This is a genomic window from Haloarcula sp. H-hyl6, from assembly GCF_056934455.1.
In genome coordinates this window covers 1,705,138-1,722,260 of the sequence record NZ_JBRIIK010000001.1, presented here as the reverse complement: position 1 = coordinate 1,722,260, position 17,123 = coordinate 1,705,138, and the positions used below count along the sequence as shown (strand labels likewise).

At 68.6% G+C, this 17,123-nt stretch carries 17 protein-coding genes; 10 read left to right on the top strand and 7 right to left on the bottom strand.

Translation table 11 applies throughout. The features are described from left to right. Positions 1–88 precede the first annotated feature (88 nt). Genes Hhyl6_RS09105 through Hhyl6_RS09080 form a run of 6 tightly spaced genes read left to right on the top strand, consistent with a single transcriptional unit; the run spans position 89 to position 8,583 of the window. A complete protein-coding gene (locus tag Hhyl6_RS09105; protein WP_483738891.1) occupies positions 89–1,459 on the top strand; it encodes a diaminobutyrate--2-oxoglutarate transaminase in 1,371 nt (456 codons plus the stop codon). Continuing rightward, positions 1,456–2,943, top strand: a complete 1,488-nt coding sequence (locus tag Hhyl6_RS09100; RefSeq protein ID WP_483738890.1) for a pyridoxal phosphate-dependent decarboxylase family protein — start codon at positions 1,456–1,458, stop codon at positions 2,941–2,943. The genes Hhyl6_RS09105 and Hhyl6_RS09100 overlap by 4 nt, the downstream gene beginning before the upstream one ends. Then, the gene (locus Hhyl6_RS09095) at positions 2,940–4,748 is read left to right on the top strand and encodes an IucA/IucC family protein (protein WP_483738889.1); all 1,809 of its coding nucleotides are present in this window, start codon (positions 2,940–2,942) and stop codon (positions 4,746–4,748) included. Before Hhyl6_RS09100 ends, Hhyl6_RS09095 begins: the two co-directional genes overlap by 4 nt. Next, positions 4,745–5,377, top strand: coding sequence for a GNAT family N-acetyltransferase (locus tag Hhyl6_RS09090; RefSeq protein WP_483738888.1), 633 nt, complete (start codon positions 4,745–4,747; stop codon positions 5,375–5,377). The genes Hhyl6_RS09095 and Hhyl6_RS09090 overlap by 4 nt, the downstream gene beginning before the upstream one ends. Next, the gene (locus Hhyl6_RS09085; RefSeq protein WP_483738887.1) at positions 5,374–6,738 is read left to right on the top strand and encodes a lysine N(6)-hydroxylase/L-ornithine N(5)-oxygenase family protein; all 1,365 of its coding nucleotides are present in this window, start codon (positions 5,374–5,376) and stop codon (positions 6,736–6,738) included. The genes Hhyl6_RS09090 and Hhyl6_RS09085 overlap by 4 nt, the downstream gene beginning before the upstream one ends. Before the next feature lie 3 nt (positions 6,739–6,741). Beyond that, on the top strand, positions 6,742–8,583 hold the full coding sequence (locus Hhyl6_RS09080; protein WP_483738886.1) for an IucA/IucC family protein: 1,842 nt from the start codon (positions 6,742–6,744) through the stop codon (positions 8,581–8,583). Between the two features lie 52 nt (positions 8,584–8,635). On the opposite strand, the gene Hhyl6_RS09075 is transcribed toward Hhyl6_RS09080, so the two are convergent. Continuing rightward, positions 8,636–9,064 carry a DUF8146 domain-containing protein gene (locus tag Hhyl6_RS09075; RefSeq protein WP_483738885.1) on the bottom strand — a complete coding sequence of 143 codons (429 nt, stop codon included), beginning with the start codon at positions 9,062–9,064 and terminating at the stop codon, positions 8,636–8,638. 127 nt (positions 9,065–9,191) lie between these two features. Here Hhyl6_RS09075 and Hhyl6_RS09070 point away from each other — a divergent pair, with 127 nt between their 5' ends. Beyond that, a complete protein-coding gene (locus tag Hhyl6_RS09070) occupies positions 9,192–9,608 on the top strand; it encodes a VOC family protein (protein ID WP_483738884.1) in 417 nt (138 codons plus the stop codon). A 30-nt stretch (positions 9,609–9,638) separates the two neighbouring features. On the opposite strand, the gene Hhyl6_RS09065 is transcribed toward Hhyl6_RS09070, so the two are convergent. The 3 genes from Hhyl6_RS09065 to Hhyl6_RS09055 form a co-directional block, all read right to left on the bottom strand. Then, positions 9,639–10,250, bottom strand: a complete 612-nt coding sequence (locus tag Hhyl6_RS09065) for an RPA family protein (protein ID WP_483738883.1) — start codon at positions 10,248–10,250, stop codon at positions 9,639–9,641. After that, positions 10,250–11,191 (bottom strand): replication factor A, encoded by a 942-nt coding sequence (locus Hhyl6_RS09060; RefSeq protein WP_483738882.1) that lies wholly within the window; start codon positions 11,189–11,191, stop codon positions 10,250–10,252. Before Hhyl6_RS09060 ends, Hhyl6_RS09065 begins: the two co-directional genes overlap by 1 nt. A 234-nt stretch (positions 11,192–11,425) precedes the next feature. Beyond that, on the bottom strand, positions 11,426–12,049 hold the full coding sequence (locus Hhyl6_RS09055; RefSeq protein ID WP_483738881.1) for a hypothetical protein: 624 nt from the start codon (positions 12,047–12,049) through the stop codon (positions 11,426–11,428). Positions 12,050–12,291: 242 nt separating this feature from the next. Between Hhyl6_RS09055 and Hhyl6_RS09050 the strand changes: the two genes are divergently transcribed. Together Hhyl6_RS09050 and Hhyl6_RS09045 are read left to right on the top strand one after the other, a co-directional pair. Further along, a complete protein-coding gene (locus Hhyl6_RS09050) occupies positions 12,292–12,591 on the top strand; it encodes a DUF7091 family protein (RefSeq protein WP_483738880.1) in 300 nt (99 codons plus the stop codon). Positions 12,592–12,941: 350 nt separating this feature from the next. Further along, positions 12,942–13,175, top strand: coding sequence for a hypothetical protein (locus Hhyl6_RS09045; RefSeq protein WP_483738879.1), 234 nt, complete (start codon positions 12,942–12,944; stop codon positions 13,173–13,175). On the opposite strand, the gene Hhyl6_RS09040 is transcribed toward Hhyl6_RS09045, so the two are convergent. Both Hhyl6_RS09040 and Hhyl6_RS09035 read right to left on the bottom strand, forming a co-directional pair. Beyond that, entirely contained in the window at positions 13,172–13,954 is a 783-nt protein-coding gene (locus Hhyl6_RS09040) for an SDR family oxidoreductase (protein ID WP_483738878.1), read from the bottom strand. The two genes, Hhyl6_RS09045 and Hhyl6_RS09040, sit on opposite strands and share 4 nt — an antisense overlap. 48 nt (positions 13,955–14,002) lie before the next feature. Further along, positions 14,003–14,443: a TRAM domain-containing protein gene (locus Hhyl6_RS09035; RefSeq protein WP_483738877.1), complete on the bottom strand. Its 441-nt coding sequence runs from the start codon at positions 14,441–14,443 to the stop codon at positions 14,003–14,005. 143 nt (positions 14,444–14,586) lie between these two features. Here Hhyl6_RS09035 and Hhyl6_RS09030 point away from each other — a divergent pair, with 143 nt between their 5' ends. After that, a complete protein-coding gene (locus Hhyl6_RS09030; protein WP_483738876.1) occupies positions 14,587–16,095 on the top strand; it encodes a M61 metallopeptidase family protein in 1,509 nt (502 codons plus the stop codon). A 6-nt stretch (positions 16,096–16,101) separates the two neighbouring features. On the opposite strand, the gene Hhyl6_RS09025 is transcribed toward Hhyl6_RS09030, so the two are convergent. Further along, positions 16,102–17,109, bottom strand: coding sequence for a threonine aldolase family protein (locus tag Hhyl6_RS09025; RefSeq protein WP_483738875.1), 1,008 nt, complete (start codon positions 17,107–17,109; stop codon positions 16,102–16,104). Between the last annotated feature and the right edge of the window lie 14 nt (positions 17,110–17,123).

Here is a 17,123-nt window from a genome sequence, read left to right as displayed (position 1 = left end):
GCTAGCCTAAAACTCGTATGCGGGAATCGACGATACGACAGGGTCAGCATCGAGGGGTCACACCGAGCGATTTCGGAGGTTCTGGACCATGAGCTACAGGGACGGCGGCAACGACGCCATCCTCTCCCAGCAGGCGAGACGGGAGTCCAGCGCGCGGACCTACCCCCGACACCTGCCGCTGGCGATACGCGACGCGCAGGGGTGTACCGTGACCGACATGGACGGCAACGAGTACTACGACTGTCTCGCGGGGGCCGGGACCCTCGCGCTCGGTCACAACCATCCCCGAGTCGTGGAGGCGATGGAACAGGCACTGTCGGCCGAGAACCCGATTCACACGCTCGACATCTCCACGCCCGCGAAAGAGCGGTTCGTCGACTCGCTGTTCGAGAGCCTCCCGGACGCGTTCAGCGAGCACGCGAAGATTCAGTTCTGTAGCCCGGCCGGCACCGACGCCGTCGAGGCGGCGCTGAAACTCGTCAAGACGGCCACCGGCAACCGGAGCCTCCTCGGCTTTCAGGGAGCCTACCACGGGATGACCAGCGGCGCGCTCTCGCTGATGGGCGACACCGACGCCAAGGAGCCGATTTCGGGGCTGACGAACGACGTGCACCACCTCCCGTTCCCCTACGACTACCGGTGTCCGTTCGGCGTCGGCGGCACAGAGGGCGCTCGCATCGCCAGCGAATACGTCGAGAACCTGCTGGACGACGGGGAGAGCGGCATCACCGACCCGGCAGGCATGATTCTCGAACCCGTACAGGGCGAGGGCGGTGCGGTTCCCGCTCCCGACGAATGGCTCCGGGAGATGCGCCGCATCACGCGCGAGCGCGATATCCCGCTGATTCTGGACGAGATTCAGGCGGGGATGGGCCGGACCGGCGAGACGTACGCCTTCGAGCACGCGGGCATCACCCCGGACGTGCTCACCCTCTCGAAGGCCATCGGCGGTGGCCTCCCCCTCGCCGTCGTCGTCTACGACGAGTCGCTTGACGTCTGGGACCCTGGCGCTCACGCCGGCACCTTCCGCGGCAACCAACTGGCGATGGCGGCCGGCGAGGCGACCATCGACTACGTGCTGGAGAACGACCTCGACGACCACGCCGCGGAGATGGGTGCCCGGTTGCGCGACCACCTCGAAGCCACGGCGGAGGGCGTCGACGCAATCGGCGACGTTCGCGGCCGCGGGCTGATGCTCGGCGTCGAGTTCGTCGACACGGCCGCCGACTGGCAGGGGGCCGGCCCGCACGCGCCGGACGGCGACTTCGCGGCGGCCGTCCAATCTGAGTGTTTCGACCGCGGCCTCGTCGTCGAACTCGGCGGGCGCGACAGCGCCACGGCGCGCTTCCTCCCGCCGCTCGTCGTCACGCGCGAGCAGATAGACGACGTGGCGGCCATCTTCGACGAGGCCGTCACCGCCGTCACGAACGAGGAGTCGCCCGCGGAGGTGGTGGCGTGAGCGCCACGGACCTGTTCCTCGGGTCCGAATCGGGCGACGCCGCCTACCGCGAGGCGATGCGTCGGGCGACCGAGGCGGTCGTGGAGACGGTCGCCGACGGCGACACGCCGTACACGGGTCGCTCACCGCAAGCCCTCGCCGAGCAGTTCGACGTCCCGGTCGTTCCGGAGAAGGGCGTCGGCCTCGACGCCGCCATAGACGAGGTGGCCGAGACGGTGCTGGCCCACTCGGTCGCCACGTCGAACCCCCGGTGTAGCGCCCACCTCCAGTGTCCGCCGATGGTGCCGGGACTGGCCGCCGAGGCGATGCTCACCGCGGCGAACCAGTCGCTGGACTCCTTCGACCAAGCGCCGGCCGCCACCGTCCTCGAACAGCGAGTGGTCGACGCGCTCTGTGCTCTGTTCGACCTCCCGAGCGACGCCGACGGCGTCTTCACCAGCGGCGGCACCCAGTCAAACTTCCAGGGCCTCCTGCTGGCCCGCGACCGGTACTGTCACCGGGCGTTCGGTCGGGACGTGCAGGCCGAGGGGCTCCCGCCCGAGGCCGAGTCGCTCCGCGTCCTCTGCTCGGAGACGGCGCACTTCACCGCGGAGCAGGCCGCCCACCACCTCGGCCTCGGCGAGGACGCTGTCGTCACCGTGCCGACCGACGACGACCACCGGATGGACGTGGACGCGCTGGACGCGACGCTCGCGGACCTCACGGACCGCGGGCGGCATCCGTTCGCCATCGTTGGGACGGCCGGCACGACCGACTTCGGCGCCGTCGACCCGCTGGACGAACTCGCCGGCCGGGCCACAGAGCACGACCTGTGGTTCCACGTGGACGCGGCCTACGGCGGGGCACTCGCGCTGACCGACGACCACGCCGACCTGCTCTCGGGCGTCGAGCGGGCGGACTCGCTGGCCGTCGACTTCCACAAACTGTTCTACCAACCCATCAGTTGCGGGGCGTTCCTGCTCCGGGACGGCGAGGACTTCGCGTGGATGGCGCGCAACGCCGCCTACCTCAACCCCGAGGCCCACGAGGAGGGCGGGGTCCCGAACCTCGTGGCGAAGTCGGTCCAGACGACCCGTCGGTTCGACGCGCTGAAGCCCTATCTCGCGTTCCGCGCCGTCGGCCGCGAGCGGTTCGGGGCGCTCGTCGAGTCGACGCTGGACCTCGCCGCCGACGCGGCGTCGCTCCTCGAAGACGCCGACGACTTCGAACTGCTCTCGGACCCGACGCTGAACACCGTCGTCTTCCGCTACCGGCCGCGCGAGGGAATGGGAGACGAGGCGGTGAGTCGGGTGAACGCCACCCTTCGACGGCGACTGCTGGACGACGGCCGGGCAATCGTCGCCCGCACGACCGTCGACGGCGTGACCAGTCTGAAGGTCACGCTGTTGAACCCGACGGCCACGCTGGAGGACGTGGCGGCGATGCTGGACGTGATTCGGGAGTGCGGGACGGTCGTCGTCGCCGAACGAGAGGTGACCGCATGAGCCTCGGCGTCGAACGGGACGAGTCGGTCGCCGTCGACCCGGAACAGCGGGCCGACGCGGCCACCGTCCACGCGTTCCTCAACTGCTACCTGCGCGAAACCGGCGACTACGAGGTACGTGACGAGGCGGTGGCCGGCGTCGACCCCGGTCCCGACGGCCTCCTGCGGAAACGACTGCCAGAACAGGGCGTCGACCTGCTGGCACCGCTCGTCCACCGCTCGCCCACCGAGCGTCACCTGTTCGAGACGCCGGTTCGGTACCGCCTCCCAGACGGCGGGACCCACCCGGTCGACGCGGCCACCCTCGCCTCGCTGGTCGTGAAGGACCTCTCACTCGAACGGGACGGCGAGGCCGTGCCGGACGCCGTACTGGAGCGCGTCCTCCGGAGCAAGCACAACGTCGAGGCGTTCGTGAGCGCACGGACCGACGAACCACGGACCGCCGTCGACCAGTCGTTCCGGGAGGCCGAGCAGTCGCTCGTCTTCGGTCACCATCGGCATCCGACGCCGAAGAGTCGGCAGGGCATCGCCGAACGGAACCGGGAGACGTACGCACCGGAACTGGACGGCGCGTTCCCGCTCCACTACTTCCGGGCGTCACCCGACCTCGTCGCGGCCGAGTCCGCGCTCGACAGGAGTGCGGCGGCGTGGGTGGACGACGCGCTCCGGGAGGACCCCGAAGTCCCGGCCTCGTTCGTCGAGGACCACGTCGAGAGCGAGGCCGTCCTGCTGCCGGTCCACCCGTGGCAGGCGGAGTTCCTCCTCGACCAACCGCACGTCCGGCGACACCTCGGCGACGGCCTCTCCCACCTCGGCCCGGTGGGTCGGGAGTTCTACCCGACCACGTCGGTCCGGACGCTGTACTCGCCGGACGCGCCGTTCATGGTGAAGTCCTCGCTGAACGTCCAGATAACCAACTCCGTCCGGACGAACAAGCGGCCCGAACTCGAACGGGGCGTGGCCGTCGCGGAACTGCTCGACACCGACTTCGGCGACGAACTCGACGCGGCGTTCCCGGACTTCGACGTGGTTCGAGACCCCGCGTATCTCGCACTCGACGCCGGTGAGGGGCCGGAGTCCGGACTGGAGACAGTCCTCCGGGCGAACCCCTTCCGCGGCGAACTCGCCGAGCGGTCCACCCCGCTCGTCGCGCTCTGTCAGGACGCCGTCGTCGGGCAGTCGCGTCTGGGCCGTCTCGTCACGGACATCGCCGGCCGCGAGGGCCGTCCCACCGAGGCCGTCAGCGAGGAGTGGTTCGACCGCTACCTCGAAACAGCGATTCGGCCGGTCCTGTGGCTCTACCTCGAACAGGGCGTCGGGGTCGAGGCCCACCAGCAGAACTCGGTGCTCACCCTCGACGCCGACGGCTACCCCAGCGAGTTCCGCTACCGGGACAATCAGGGGTTCTACTTCCCCGAGTCGCAGTACGACCGGGTCGACGAGTACCTGCCGGGCGTCGGCGACCGGGCGGGTACCGTCTGTCCCGACGCCATCGCCGACGAACGCCTGCGGTACTACGTCGTCCTGAACAACGCCTTCGACGTTATCAACGCGTTCGGGAGCGCCGGCTTCGTCGACGAACGACGCCTGCTGGCGCGTCTGCGGGAGGAACTCGAACGCGCCCGCGACCGGTACGACCGCCCCTCCTCGGACTTCCTCGACCCGCTACTCGAATCGCCCACGGTCCCCTGCAAGGCCAACCTGTTGACGCGCTTCAGGGGGCTGGACGAACTGGAGAACGACCTCGAGAACCAGTCCGTCTACACGGACGTCACGAACCCGCTCGTCACCGAACTCGACACATGACAGGACCAGACGCGACCATCGCGAAACCGTACGACTACCAGACCTACGACCGGAGCATCGACCGCACGATATCGTTCCGACGGGCGACGCTCGACCGGGACCTCGGCCGACTCCACGCGTGGCTCTCCGCGGACCACGTGAAGCCGTACTGGCAACTCGACCTGCCGCTGCCGGCGTTCCGGGACCGCCTCGAAGCGAAACTCGACGACGGCCACCTCACGCCCTACGTCGGCTGTCTCGACCACGTGCCGATGAGCTACTGGGAGTGTTACTGGGCGGCCGAGGACGACGTGGCGGCCCACTACGACGCCGACCCGGCCGACCAAGGCATCCACCTGCTCGTCGGCCCCGAGGAGTACCTCGGCAACGGCTACGCCCGGCCGCTCCTGCGGGCCGTCGTCGCCATGCAGTTCCGCCACGCCGAGACCGAACGGGTAATCGCGGAACCGGACGTGCGCAACGACCGCGTCGTCCACGTCTTCGAGCAGTGCGGGTTCGAGCCACGGGGGGAGTTCCACTTCGAGGAGGCGGAGAAAGACGCCCTACTGCTCGTCTGTGAGCGCGACCGGTTCGAGTCGGAGGTCCTCACAGGCTCCGAGGCCGTCCCGACCGCGGGGGTGTGGGGATGAGCGAGACGGTCCACGACGTCGTCGGCGTCGGCGTCGGCCCGTTCAATCTCGGCCTCGCGGCCATGCTCAACGGCGTCGAAGAGGACGTCGACGCCGCGTTCCTCGAACGCGACCCCGAGTTCCACTGGCACGAGGGGATGTTGCTCGAAGGGACGACGCTCGAAGTTCCCTTCCTCGCCGACCTCGTGACGCTCGCGGACCCGACGAACCCCCACAGCTACCTCAACTACCTGCGGGAGACGGGCCGCATCTACGAGTTCTACTTCTACGAGACGTTCCAGACGCCCCGGCGGGAGTACGACGACTACCTTCGGTGGGTCGTCGAGAACCTCGATACCTGCCGGTTCAGCCGCGAGGTGACCGACGTTCGCTGGGACGACGAGGGCGGTCACTACGTCGTCGTCGCACGCCACCCCGAGACGGACGAGCGCTTCGAGTACCGCGCCGAGAACCTCGCGCTGGGCATCGGCAGTCGCCCACAGATTCCCGAGCCGTTACAGGGACACCCCGATACGGACGTCTTCCACACCGCGAAGTACCGCTTCAACCGCGACAGCGTCGTCGACGCCGACTCGGTCACCGTCGTCGGGTCGGGCCAGAGCGCCGCCGAGGTGTTTCGGGACCTGCTCGAACGCCAGTCGGCCCACGACTACCGGCTGGACTGGCTCACCCGTTCGGACGGGTTCTTCCCCATGGAGTACTCGAAACTCGGCCTCCAGCACTTCACGCCCGAGTACGAGCAGTACGTCTACGGCCTCCCGCAGGACACCAAGGACGACCTCGTCCCGAATCAGGACCTGCTGTACAAGGGCGTCGACCCCGAGACGAGCGCCGAGATTTACGACCTGCTGTACCGTCGCTCCATCGGCGACCGGGACCCCGACGTCGGCCTGTTCGCCATGACGGAGGTGCGGGACATCGCGTCGGCGGGCGACGCCTACGCGCTGGACTGTCACCAGTGGCAGTCCGAGACGTCGTTCGTCCACGAGAGCGAGGTGGTCGTCCTCGGCACCGGGTACGAACGGCCCGTTCCCGGCTTCCTCGAACCGCTCGAAGACGCCATCTGCTGGGACGAGCAGAGCCGGTTCGAGGTGACCGAAGACCACCGCCTCGAAATCGACGTTCCCGGCGACGTCTTCCTCCAGAACGCCGAACTGCACACCCACGGCGTCGGCGTCCCGGACCTCGGTCTGGGCTGTTACCGCAACACGCGGTTCGTCAACCGACTCGTCGGCCGCGAGGCCTACCCCGAGGACGCGGACACCGTCTATCAGGACTTCTCGGTCGAACAGTTCGTCGAACACGCGCCCGGCGCGGCCCGACAGCGCGAGCGCGACCCGACCCCCACGCAGGACGACTAATCCATGGACCCGAACGACACCACGCGACGAGACGCACTGGACCCGGACGTATGGCAGACTGTCGAGCGACGCCTCCTGACGAAGATGGTGGCGGAGTTCGCCTACGAGGAGATTATCGACCCTCGGGCGGTCGACGGCGACGAGGACCACGCCGTCTACCGCTTCGACCTCGGTGAGGCGAGCTATCGCTTCGAGGCCGCAGAGCGGTTGCTGGACAGCCTCAGTGTCGACGAGGGAACCGTCGAGCGCCGCGCGGGCGAGGAGTGGAAACCGGTCGACGACCCCCTTCGACTGCTCCGTGACCTCGGGGAGACGACCGACCTCGACGACCTCACGGAAGGGAACCTCGTCCGGGAGTACAAGCGCACGCTGCTGGCCGACGCCCACATCGAGGCCCGCAAGCGAGAGCGCGAGGCGTTCGACCCCACCGACCTCGACTACGCCCACCTCGAAGGCGAGATGGCGGGCCACCCGTGGATAACCTACAACAAGGGCCGACTCGGCTGGGGGTACGACGACTACCGGGCGTACGCACCCGAAGCCAAGGAACCCGTGACGCTCTCGTGGGCCGCCGTCCGCAAGTCCAAGTCGACGTTCGTCGGCACCGAGGACGTCTCCCACGACTCGCTGGTCCGGTGCGAACTCGGCGACCGCTACGACGAGTTCCGTGACCGCCTCGCCGACCGAGGGCTGGACCCGGACGCCTACTACTTCCTCCCGGTCCACGACTGGCAGTGGGAGAACAGCGTCGTCCCCCTGTTTCCCGACCACATCGCGGACGACGACATCGTGGCGCTGGGCGAGGGGCCCGACGAGTACCTCCCACAGCAGTCGGTCCGGACGTTCGTCAACGTCGACGACGACGAGAAACACCACGTGAAACTGCCGCTTCGAATCCTCAATACGCTCGTTTGGCGGGGGCTACCCGGCGAACGGACGGAACTCGCCCCGACGGTCACCGAGTACATCCAGGGCATCTACGAACAGGACGACTACCTGCAAGAGCAGGGCCTCGTGCTTCCGGGCGAGATAGCCGGCGTCAACTACGACCACGCCGATTTCACCGACATCGACGGCTCGCCCTATCAGTACCACGAGTTGCTCGGCGCCGTCTGGCGGGAGTCCATCTACACCTTCCTCGAGGACGACGAGCGTGCGATAACCCTCTCCGCGCTGATGCACGTCGACGGCGAGGGCGAACCGTACGTCTCCAGACTGGTCGAGCAGTCGGGCCTCACGACCGACGAGTGGCTGGCGGAGTTCTTTGGGACGGTGCTCCCGCCGCTGTTGCACTTCCTCTATCGGTACGGGACCGTCTTCTCCCCGCACGGCCAGAACACGATTCTCGTCCTCGACGACGACGGCGTCCCGTCCCGACTGGCGGTCAAGGACTTCGTCGACGACGTGAACGTGAGCGACCAGCCACTGCCCGAACTGGAACGCCTCTCCGAGGAGATGGACGACGTCCTCCGGAAAGAGCCACCCGAGGGCCTCTGCCAGTTCATCTTCTCCGGCCTATTCGTCTGTGTCCTCCGGTACGTCGCCGACGTCCTCGAGACGCACGAGGACTACCCGGAAGACCGGTTCTGGACGCACGCCCGGAACGCGATACTCGACTATCAGGCGCAGTTCCCCGAACTCGAAGACCGGTTCGACCTGTTCGACCTGCTCAAACCCGAGTTCACGAAACTCACGCTCAACCGGAACCGCATCTTCGAGTACGGGTACGACGACGCCCCCGGGCGGCCCCACGCCTGCGAACACGGCACGGTGAGCAACCCGCTCCACGACGTCGCCGACGAGCAGTCACACGAAGCGGCACGGCAGACTGCCGACGACGACTGAGACGGCAGGTAGAAAGCGGTAGGAAGGCGCCGTGGCAGGACCCGGACGGCGCTCAGACGTCCTCGAAACTGCCGATGCGGTAGGAGGCGTCCTCCTCCTCGCCCTCGTCGAGGTCTTCGAGGTGGATGACCTCGTCTTGGTCCATCTCGTCGAGTTGCTGGCGGAGCTTCGTCACGTAGCGCTTGTGTTCTTCCAGTTGCTCGCGCAGGTGTTCGGCTTCCAGTTCGAGGCGTTCGTGCTCGCGGACGAAGCTCTTCGGCACCTCGACTTTCGGCGGGAAGCTCTCGGTACTGCTCTCCTCGGCGGACTCGAGTTCGTGTTCCGGCGCGACTTTCACCTGCCCGTCGTGGGCCACCAGCGTGTCGACGTAGTCCCGGAAGACCGCAGAGAGGGAGATGTCACGCTCCTCCGCGATTTCGCGGAGCGTCTCGAACTTGTCCTCGCTCACGCGGAAGGAGATGGTCTTGTTCTTGTTCCCCATCGTTGTGTCCTACTCGTCACTCATCGTATTTAATCGTTTGTCAGACGCTGGCACGCGCTGGCGGCGGACGGAATAAACCCGCCGTGATTGCGAAGCCGTTTAGCCCGGCCCGCTCCCGGCACCGAGTATGGACGCGACCGCACACCACGCCGCCGTCACCGTCAGCGACCTCGACCGGGCCGTCGAGTTCTACCGCGACGTCCTCGGACTGGACGTGCTCTCGCGGTTCTCCGTCGGCGGCGAGGCGTTCGCCACCGGCGTCGGCGTCGCAGGCGCGAGCGCCGACTTCGCCCATCTCGACGCCGGGGGCGCTCGCGTCGAACTCGTCGAGTACACGCCCGAAGGCGAGGCGCGACCCGAAACGGACCTGAACCAACCCGGCGCGACGCACCTCGGACTGGAAGTCGAGGACCTCGACGCGGTCTACGAGGACCTTCCCGAGGCCGTCGAGACCCTCTCGGAGCCCCAGACCACCGAGAGCGGGACGCGCATCTGCTTCCTCCGGGACCCGGAGGGTACGCTGGTCGAACTGCTGGAGACCTGAACCGCGAAAAACCGAACCGCAGGTGCCGACTCAGTCGGCGCTGGCTTCCGCCTGTTCGTCCTGCATGCTCTCTAGGGCACCGACGACGGACTGTCGATACCGCTCGACGTCGTCGCCGTACTCCTCGTGCGCCATCTGGATGTACTCGTCGACGTCGGGGTCCTCCGGGTCGGCGTCGGTGAAGCGCCGGATGCGCTCTAAGGTGCGCTCGGCCGTCTCGACGACCCAGCGGTCACGGGTGGCCTCGTCGACCTGCGAGATGGACTCCGGCCGGACGGAGACGTTCACGTCGCCCTCGTCGGTCTCGTAAGTGCGGGGCTTGCCGACCACGGCGACGTACGCAGGCGGTTCCAGTTCCCGCAGCATCGAGGCGGCGTCTGGCTGGTACTGCCCGGCGTACATGAAGAACGTGTCGCCGTTGGGGTCGACGACGCGTCCCTGCCAGTACTCGCTGTCCTCGCCGACGTCCTCCGTCTCGGTCAGCGTGCCGACGAGGAACACGCGGTTGGCCCGCTGGCCGGTCGGCAGGAGGACGTACACCGGCGCTCGGTCGTCGTCGGATTCCTTGAACGTGTAACTCGCGTCGTTGAACTCGCGTGCGAAGACGCGTCGGGCGACTTCGCGGGTGGGGGTGCTCGCCATTATATCGACCTCGCTTTGATGAGTACTTCGTCCGCGTCCACGGTCCCGGTCAGTCGCTCCTGTTCGTCCGCGAGGACGTACCGGCCGAACGTCGGCCCGGTGACTCGGTAGTAGCGCCCGAGGATGTCCTCGCGCATCTCGTCGGCGACGACGGTGGTGTCGAGTGCGTCCATCGCCATCTCCTTGGCCTCTTCGAGGGTGATGCCGGTGAGTTCCTCCGTGGCCTCCTCGTCGAAGATGACCTCGGTGACCTCCTCGCCGTCGTCGAGGACGCCCTTGATGCGGAGGTCGAACTCGCCTTCGACCTCGCCGTGTTCGCTACAGCGGCCGTTCTGGAGGACGCGGGTGCAGTCCTCCTCGGGGCAGCGCTTGATGAGCCCCGACCCCGACTGGATGTCGACGAGTGCGCCCTCGACTTCGACGCTGTCGTCGCCGACCTCTATCTCCTCGTCCAGTTCCTTGATGGTGGTCGTCCGGTTGAGCTTCACGGAGAAGCGACCCTGATACTCGTCGGTGACGACGTTTCGCAGGGAGTAGGACGTTCCTTCCTCGAGTTCGGGGAGGTCGGATTTCGACCACTTCGTGAACTTGATAGTGCCCGTCTCGTCGCCGAGCAGGCCGACCTGCGCGACGGCGTCGGCGCGCGGGTCCCACAGTTCCACGACGGTGACGCGCATGTCGACCCACTCCTCGGGCGAGTCGACGTCGGCCACCTCGACCTGTTCGTTGCCGCCGCCACCGCCGCCCAACTGGTCGCGGTCCATGCCCGCCTCGTCGAGGTACGTGTTGGTGACGCTCCGGCGCGCCTCGTTGAGGGGGACCTTGTACTCGTTGACCAGCGTGTCGAGGCGTTCCTCGACGTCCTCGACGTCTAGGTCCAACTGGTCGGCGAACTGCTCGTGTATCTCTTCCGCTTGGGTACGCAAATCTGACTCGGTCATGTGCTGTCACTGTCTCCGCCTTGTTTTCGATGGGAGACATTCGACGCTTGGTCGGCTTCACCTATAAACCCTCCCCCAGCGAGGTGAAAGTGAAACCGGTCGACAGCGGCTCTATCGTGAGCCACATCGGGACGCGAGTCGAGAACGCTCGCTACCGGCACTCGCTGTCGCTGTCAGCGGAGCGCCCGGAAAACTGCAACGAAGGTCTCCGACCGTCGGCGCAAAAGGCGAGCGTTACTGGTCGCTGCCGGCGTCCGCAGTCGCATTCACGCTGGCGTTCGCCTCGGCGCTGGCGTCGGCGTCCACCTCGCCGTCGGCGTTGGCGTTCGCGTCGACGTTCTCGCCGACGTCAGTGGGCGCGTTGCCCGCTGCCCCGTCGTCGGGCGTCACGTCGCTAATCTGCTCGCCGATGGTCCCGCCGAGGTCACCGGCGACGTGCTGTTGAATCAGCGCGTGAATCTCGGCCACGAAGTCCGGCACCTGTTCGGGCAGGTCCGCGGGCGGGCCGCGCTCGCCGTCGGGGCCGACGTCATTCGGCTGGCCCTGCCGCCCCTGCTCGGCGGCCTCGCTCCCGCTCGCCGAGTCCGACTCGTTGGTCTCCTCGGCGTCGGCCGCCGCTGCGGCGCTCGCGTTCGCCGTCGCGTTCACGCTGGTGTTCGCGTTCGCGTCGGCGGTGGTGTTCGCGTCGGCGCTGGCGTTCACGTCGCTATCGGCGCTGGCGTCCACCTCGACGGTGCCGTCGGCCGCCGCGTCGGTGGTGTCGTCGGTCTGTACCCCTGTGGCCGCGGGCAGCGCCGCCGCCGAGCCCGTGACCACGAGCACGGCCAGCAGCGCGCCGGCAATCTTCGTGAGCTTCATCGTGTCTTGCCTCCGCTCGGCCCTCTGGACTGGCCACACTTCAAGGGGGCAAGCGGAGAAGCCGGATTAACGAGATTTAGCCCGTTTTGGCCGCTCTACACGCCCGTTTAATCCGAGTTAACGCGGATTATCGGTCCGTTCGTGTGGTCCCCTCGGGCGACTGTCGGCGACGGCCCGCGAGGCGACTCGCGCGACCCCCGGCCGCGAGAAGATTGATTTGCCACCGGTCGGTACGTGGCGGTATGGGTGACGGCGACCAGCGACGCGAGGACCGACTCGGGCGGTTCATCCGAGGGACGCTCCGGTCGGTCGAGGACCAACTGTCGGAGGCCAAGCGAGCGTACAGCGACGGGAAGCGCGCCGCGCTGGCCGGCCTCCCTCGCGACGAAGACGGCCGCGCGCGCGTCGTCTGTCGCCGCCACGCCGAGCGCCGGGCCGTCTCGCTGGACCCCGCCTCCCGACCCCACTGTTTCGACGCCGACCACCCGGACTGTCAGGGCTGTGTCGAGGACATCCGCGACGGCACCGTCGAGACGTGGTGACCGGGCCCTGACGCGTCGCGACGGGCCAGCGAGCACCCGCGGTAGAGTCGTCTCCCTCATCTGACAGTACGAAGACGTGTTCTGTGAGGAGGGGTACGCAGTCGAAATAGAGGGGGTCGGAATCTCGTTCGGTGGGAAGCGGCGATAAGAGCCGTGGGAGTTTGACGACCGCAGCAACCCCAGAGACGGCCACGTTCTGCGGATATAGTCCCTCGATATATCGGTGGGACGAGAACGCGCCGTGCAGAGGGGGTCGTTTCGACTGGACCGACTCTGAGAACCCAGACGGGGACTGAGACACGCTCACTGTCGGGGAAAGTGTCATTACGGGTGCCGCCGACGGAGGCAGTATGGATGGGATGGCGCGGCAGTTCTGGCTCACCGTCCTGCCACTGCTCGTGGGGTTCTCGGCGGTCGGGCTACTGGTGCTGGCCGCGCTCTTCCCCGAGCAACTGTACGAAGTGGGGAGCGTCGGCTACGTCGCCACGGCCGCCGTCGCCCTGCTCTCGCTGGGCCTGCTGGTGTGGCAACTCGCCGCCGGCGGACGGTCGAACAGGGACCGCTTCGACCGGCCGGGTCGTTAACTCCGCATCGACCCGCCGTCCACCGGCAGGGCCGTCCCCGTGACGTACGACGACCGGGCCGAGGAGAGGAACGCGACCACGTCGCCCAGTTCCTCGGGTCGGCCGACCCGCCCCAGCGGTGCGTCGGACCACGACTCGATGCCCGCCTCGTAGGAGTCGTACTCGCCGCGTTCGACGGCGCTCTCGACCAGTTCCTCGATGCGCGGCGTCTCGTGTGCGCCGGGGAGGACGGCGTTGACACGCACCTCGGGGGCGAACTCGCGTGCCTGCGTCTTCATCAGGCCGATGACCGCCCGTCGGACGGCGTTCGAGAGGACGAGGTCGTCGATGACCTCCCGGACCGACCGCGAGGTGATGTTGACGACGGTGCCGGCATCGGACTCCCGGAGGTAGGGGTAGGCGAACCGGGTGGTCCAGACGACGCTCATCACGAGGACGTCGTAGGCACCGTACCACTCTCGCTCGGTCGTATCGAGGAACGGGCCGGGCGCGGGACCGCCAGCGCTCGTGACGACGTGGTCGAGGCCGCCGAACGTCTCGACGGTCTCCTCGACGAACGCTTCGACCTCGTCGCGGTCGGTGATGTCGGCCCGTACCGCGAGGACGTCGCCGCTGCCGGCGGCGTCCAGTCGCTCGCGTGCCCGGTCGACGTGGTCCGGTGTCGTCCCGCAGACGGCCACGTCGGCACCCTCCTCTGCGAGTCGCTCGGCGCTGGCCAGTCCGAGTCCGCTCGTCGCCGCGGTACACAGTGCGGCGTTGCCGTCGAGTTCGAGGTTCATAGCCGACCCGACGGCGGAGTGCCCCAAAAAGCTCCGGTGGTGACTGTCCTAGCTGCCCCAGAAGTTGTCGCGGCTACCGAGCCGTTCGTCCTCCTCGTCGTCGTCGCCCTGATAGCCGCCCTCGTCGTCGCCCTCGTCCTCCTCGTCGCTCTCGTCGAGTTCGAGGCGTTCGAGTTCCTCCGCTCGCGCGTGGTTCGAGCGCACCTTCGTTATCTGGACCTTCGACTTGGCCGGCGGGAGGACGCCGTCGACCATCACGATGAACCCGTCCTCGGTCCGGCCGACGCCGGCGCCGCTCTCGTGGATGTCGTCGACGGTGACGACGACTTCCTGACCGGGCTTGACGGGTTGGCTCTTCAGGTCCGAGATGGGCTGGTTGTAGTGGTTACACCACTCGGCACCCCCTCGGTCGCCGTAGTGCGTACAGCCCATCCCCTGGATACGTTCGGTAAAACTGGGGCAGTCATCTGCGAGCGGACAGTCGGGCATGGCTTCGCGTAGATGGGCCGCCGGCAAAACGCTTGCGACCTGCCAGAGGGCGGGCGGACCCCAGTTTCGCACGCGGCGTCTGCCGCCGAACGCTTTTGATAGTTGGGTGTGAACTAGTCACACTCCAACAGGGAACGACTCGCATGGGGCCCCGCGCTACTCTCCTCCTGTGTCTCGCGGTTCTCGTCAGCGCGCCGTCCGTACTGGCGGCCCAGCCACCGGTGGACGACGCCGCCGAGGCGCCCGGGATGACGGTCCGATACGAGGTCGACCGCCTGCCCGAACAGGTGGGCCGAGTGCAGGTCACCGCCGTCGTCGCGGTACCGGACCGCGTGAGCGGCCTCTCGGTCCGGACGCCCGCGAACGCCACGACGCTGAGCGCGTCCGGCGTCGCCTCGACCGGTCAGCGGTGGCGCTGGGACGGCGTCAGCGACACCGTCAGGCTGACCTACACCGTCCCGGTCGGCCTCGAAACCGGCTACGGGCAGCGGACCGCCGACACGGCGGAGTGGTCGCTGGTGGTCCGGCGCGAGGTGGCGCTGCACGCGCGGTGGCGCTGGCAGACCGGGCCCGACCCCGGGTGGAACGAGACGATGGCCGTCGCGCCCGGACAGCGAGGCGTCGGCACGGAGACGGCCGTGTTCGTCGGCCCCCACGAGACGAGGACGCGGACGACCCGACACGGAACCGTTCGTCTGGTGGTGCCCGACGCGGCCACGCTCCGCCCCCCGCCGGCCCTCGTCCTCGATACGGTCGGCGACGCGCAGCGGACGACCACCATCGGCCACCCGCACGACCGCGTGACGCTGTTCGCCGCGCCCAACGACCTCGCGGTGGGCGGGTACACCCCCGCAAACGGCGTCCCCGTGGCCCTCGTCAACGCCGGGGAACCGGTCGCCTCCCCCACGAACGTCTGGGTCCACGAGTACCGACACACCCGCCAGACGTACCGGACCACGGCAGAGATGGCGTGGCTCGACGAGGCGGGGGCCGACTACTACACGGCCCGAGAGACGCTCCGACAGGGCCGCATCGACTACGACCGCTACCGTCGACGCGTGACGACCGACCGGTATCGGGACGCCGACCTCACCCGCCCGGCGACGTGGACCGCCCCAGACGCCCAGTACGACAAGGGGACCCGCGTCCTCGCCGCCATCGACGCGCACGTCCGCCGTTCGACGGGCGGCGAGCGGACGTTCGGCGACGTGATTCGGCGACTCGCTCGCTCCGAGGAACCGATTACGCTCTCGTCGTTCGCCGAGGCGGTGTCCGTCGTCGCCGGCCGTGACCTCCGGGCGTTCGTGCGCCACGCGGTCACGGGGCCCGCACCGCCGGTGCCCGCAGACCCCGACGGTGACGGGGTCACGACCGGCGAGGAGCGCCGGCAGGGAACCGACCCCTACCGGTCCGAGACGGGCGCGAGCGGGTACACGCCACCGCTCGACCCTTACACCGCTAGCCCGCCGCTACCGGCCACGAGCGAGGGACCGACCGTCTCGACGACGGAACGGGTCCGCGTGGACCGGACCGCCGTCGACGCCGACGCTCCCGGGAGCCTCACCCGTCGCCACGACCCACCCTCGTCGCTGTGGGTCGCCGTCCTCGCGGCGTGGGTCGCCCTCGCCGCGCTGTCCCGGCGGAAGGGCTGAGCGGCCCTACGCGGCCCGTTCGATAGCGTCGACGGCCGCGTCCACGTCGGCGTCGTCGACGTCCCAGTGCGTGCAGAACCGGACCACGTGGTCGTCGAAGGGGACGCCCTGCACGCCCGCCTCGGCGCAGTCTTCGAGGAACGCCTCGGCCGGGCGCGCCGTCTCCACGAGGACGATGTTCGTCTCCGGCGACGCGACCGAGAGGCCGTCGATGCGGTCCAGTCCCGCCGCCAGTCGCTCGGCCCGCCGGTGGTCCTCGGAGAGTCGGTCGCGGTTGTCGAGCGCTTCGAGGCCCGGCGCGGCCAGCATCCCCGCCTGTCGCATCCCCCCGCCGAGCAGTTTCCGGTTGCGGTGGGCGGCCTCGACGAACGACTCGGGACCGGCCAGCAGGGACCCCACGGGTGCGCCGAGGCCCTTCGAGAGGCAACACATCACCGTGTCCACCGGCGCGACGAACTCGGCGGCCGGGCGGTCGTGGGCCACCGCCGCGTTGAACAGGCGGGCGCCGTCGAGGTGGACCGGCACGCCGAGGTCGTGGGCCGCCCGTGCCGTCTCGGCGATGCGCTCGGGCGCGATAGCGGCCCCGCCCTTGCTGTTGTGGGTGTTCTCGAGGGTCACCAGCCCCGTCCCCGCGCGGTGGCCGTCCGCCTCGACGTACCCCTCGCGGACCTGCTCGGGCGCGACGACGCCCCGGTCGTCCCCCTCGATGGTCCGGGGTTGGACCTGCGCGTGTTGGGCGAGGCCCGCGAGTTCCCACTTGTAGACGTGGCTCTCGCGTTCGCAGAGTACCTCCTGTCCGCGCTCCGTGTGTGTCCGCGCGGCCACCTGATTTCCCATCGTCCCCGACGGGACGAACAGCGCCGCCTCCGTGTCCAGTATCTCGGCGACTCGCTCTTGCAGTTCGTTGACCGTCGGGTCCTCGCCGTAGACGTCGTCGCCGACGTCGGCGTCCCGGGCCGCGTCCCGCATCGCGTCGCTCGGTCGGGTCACCGTGTCGCTCCGGAGGTCTATCATGGGCCCCTGTACCA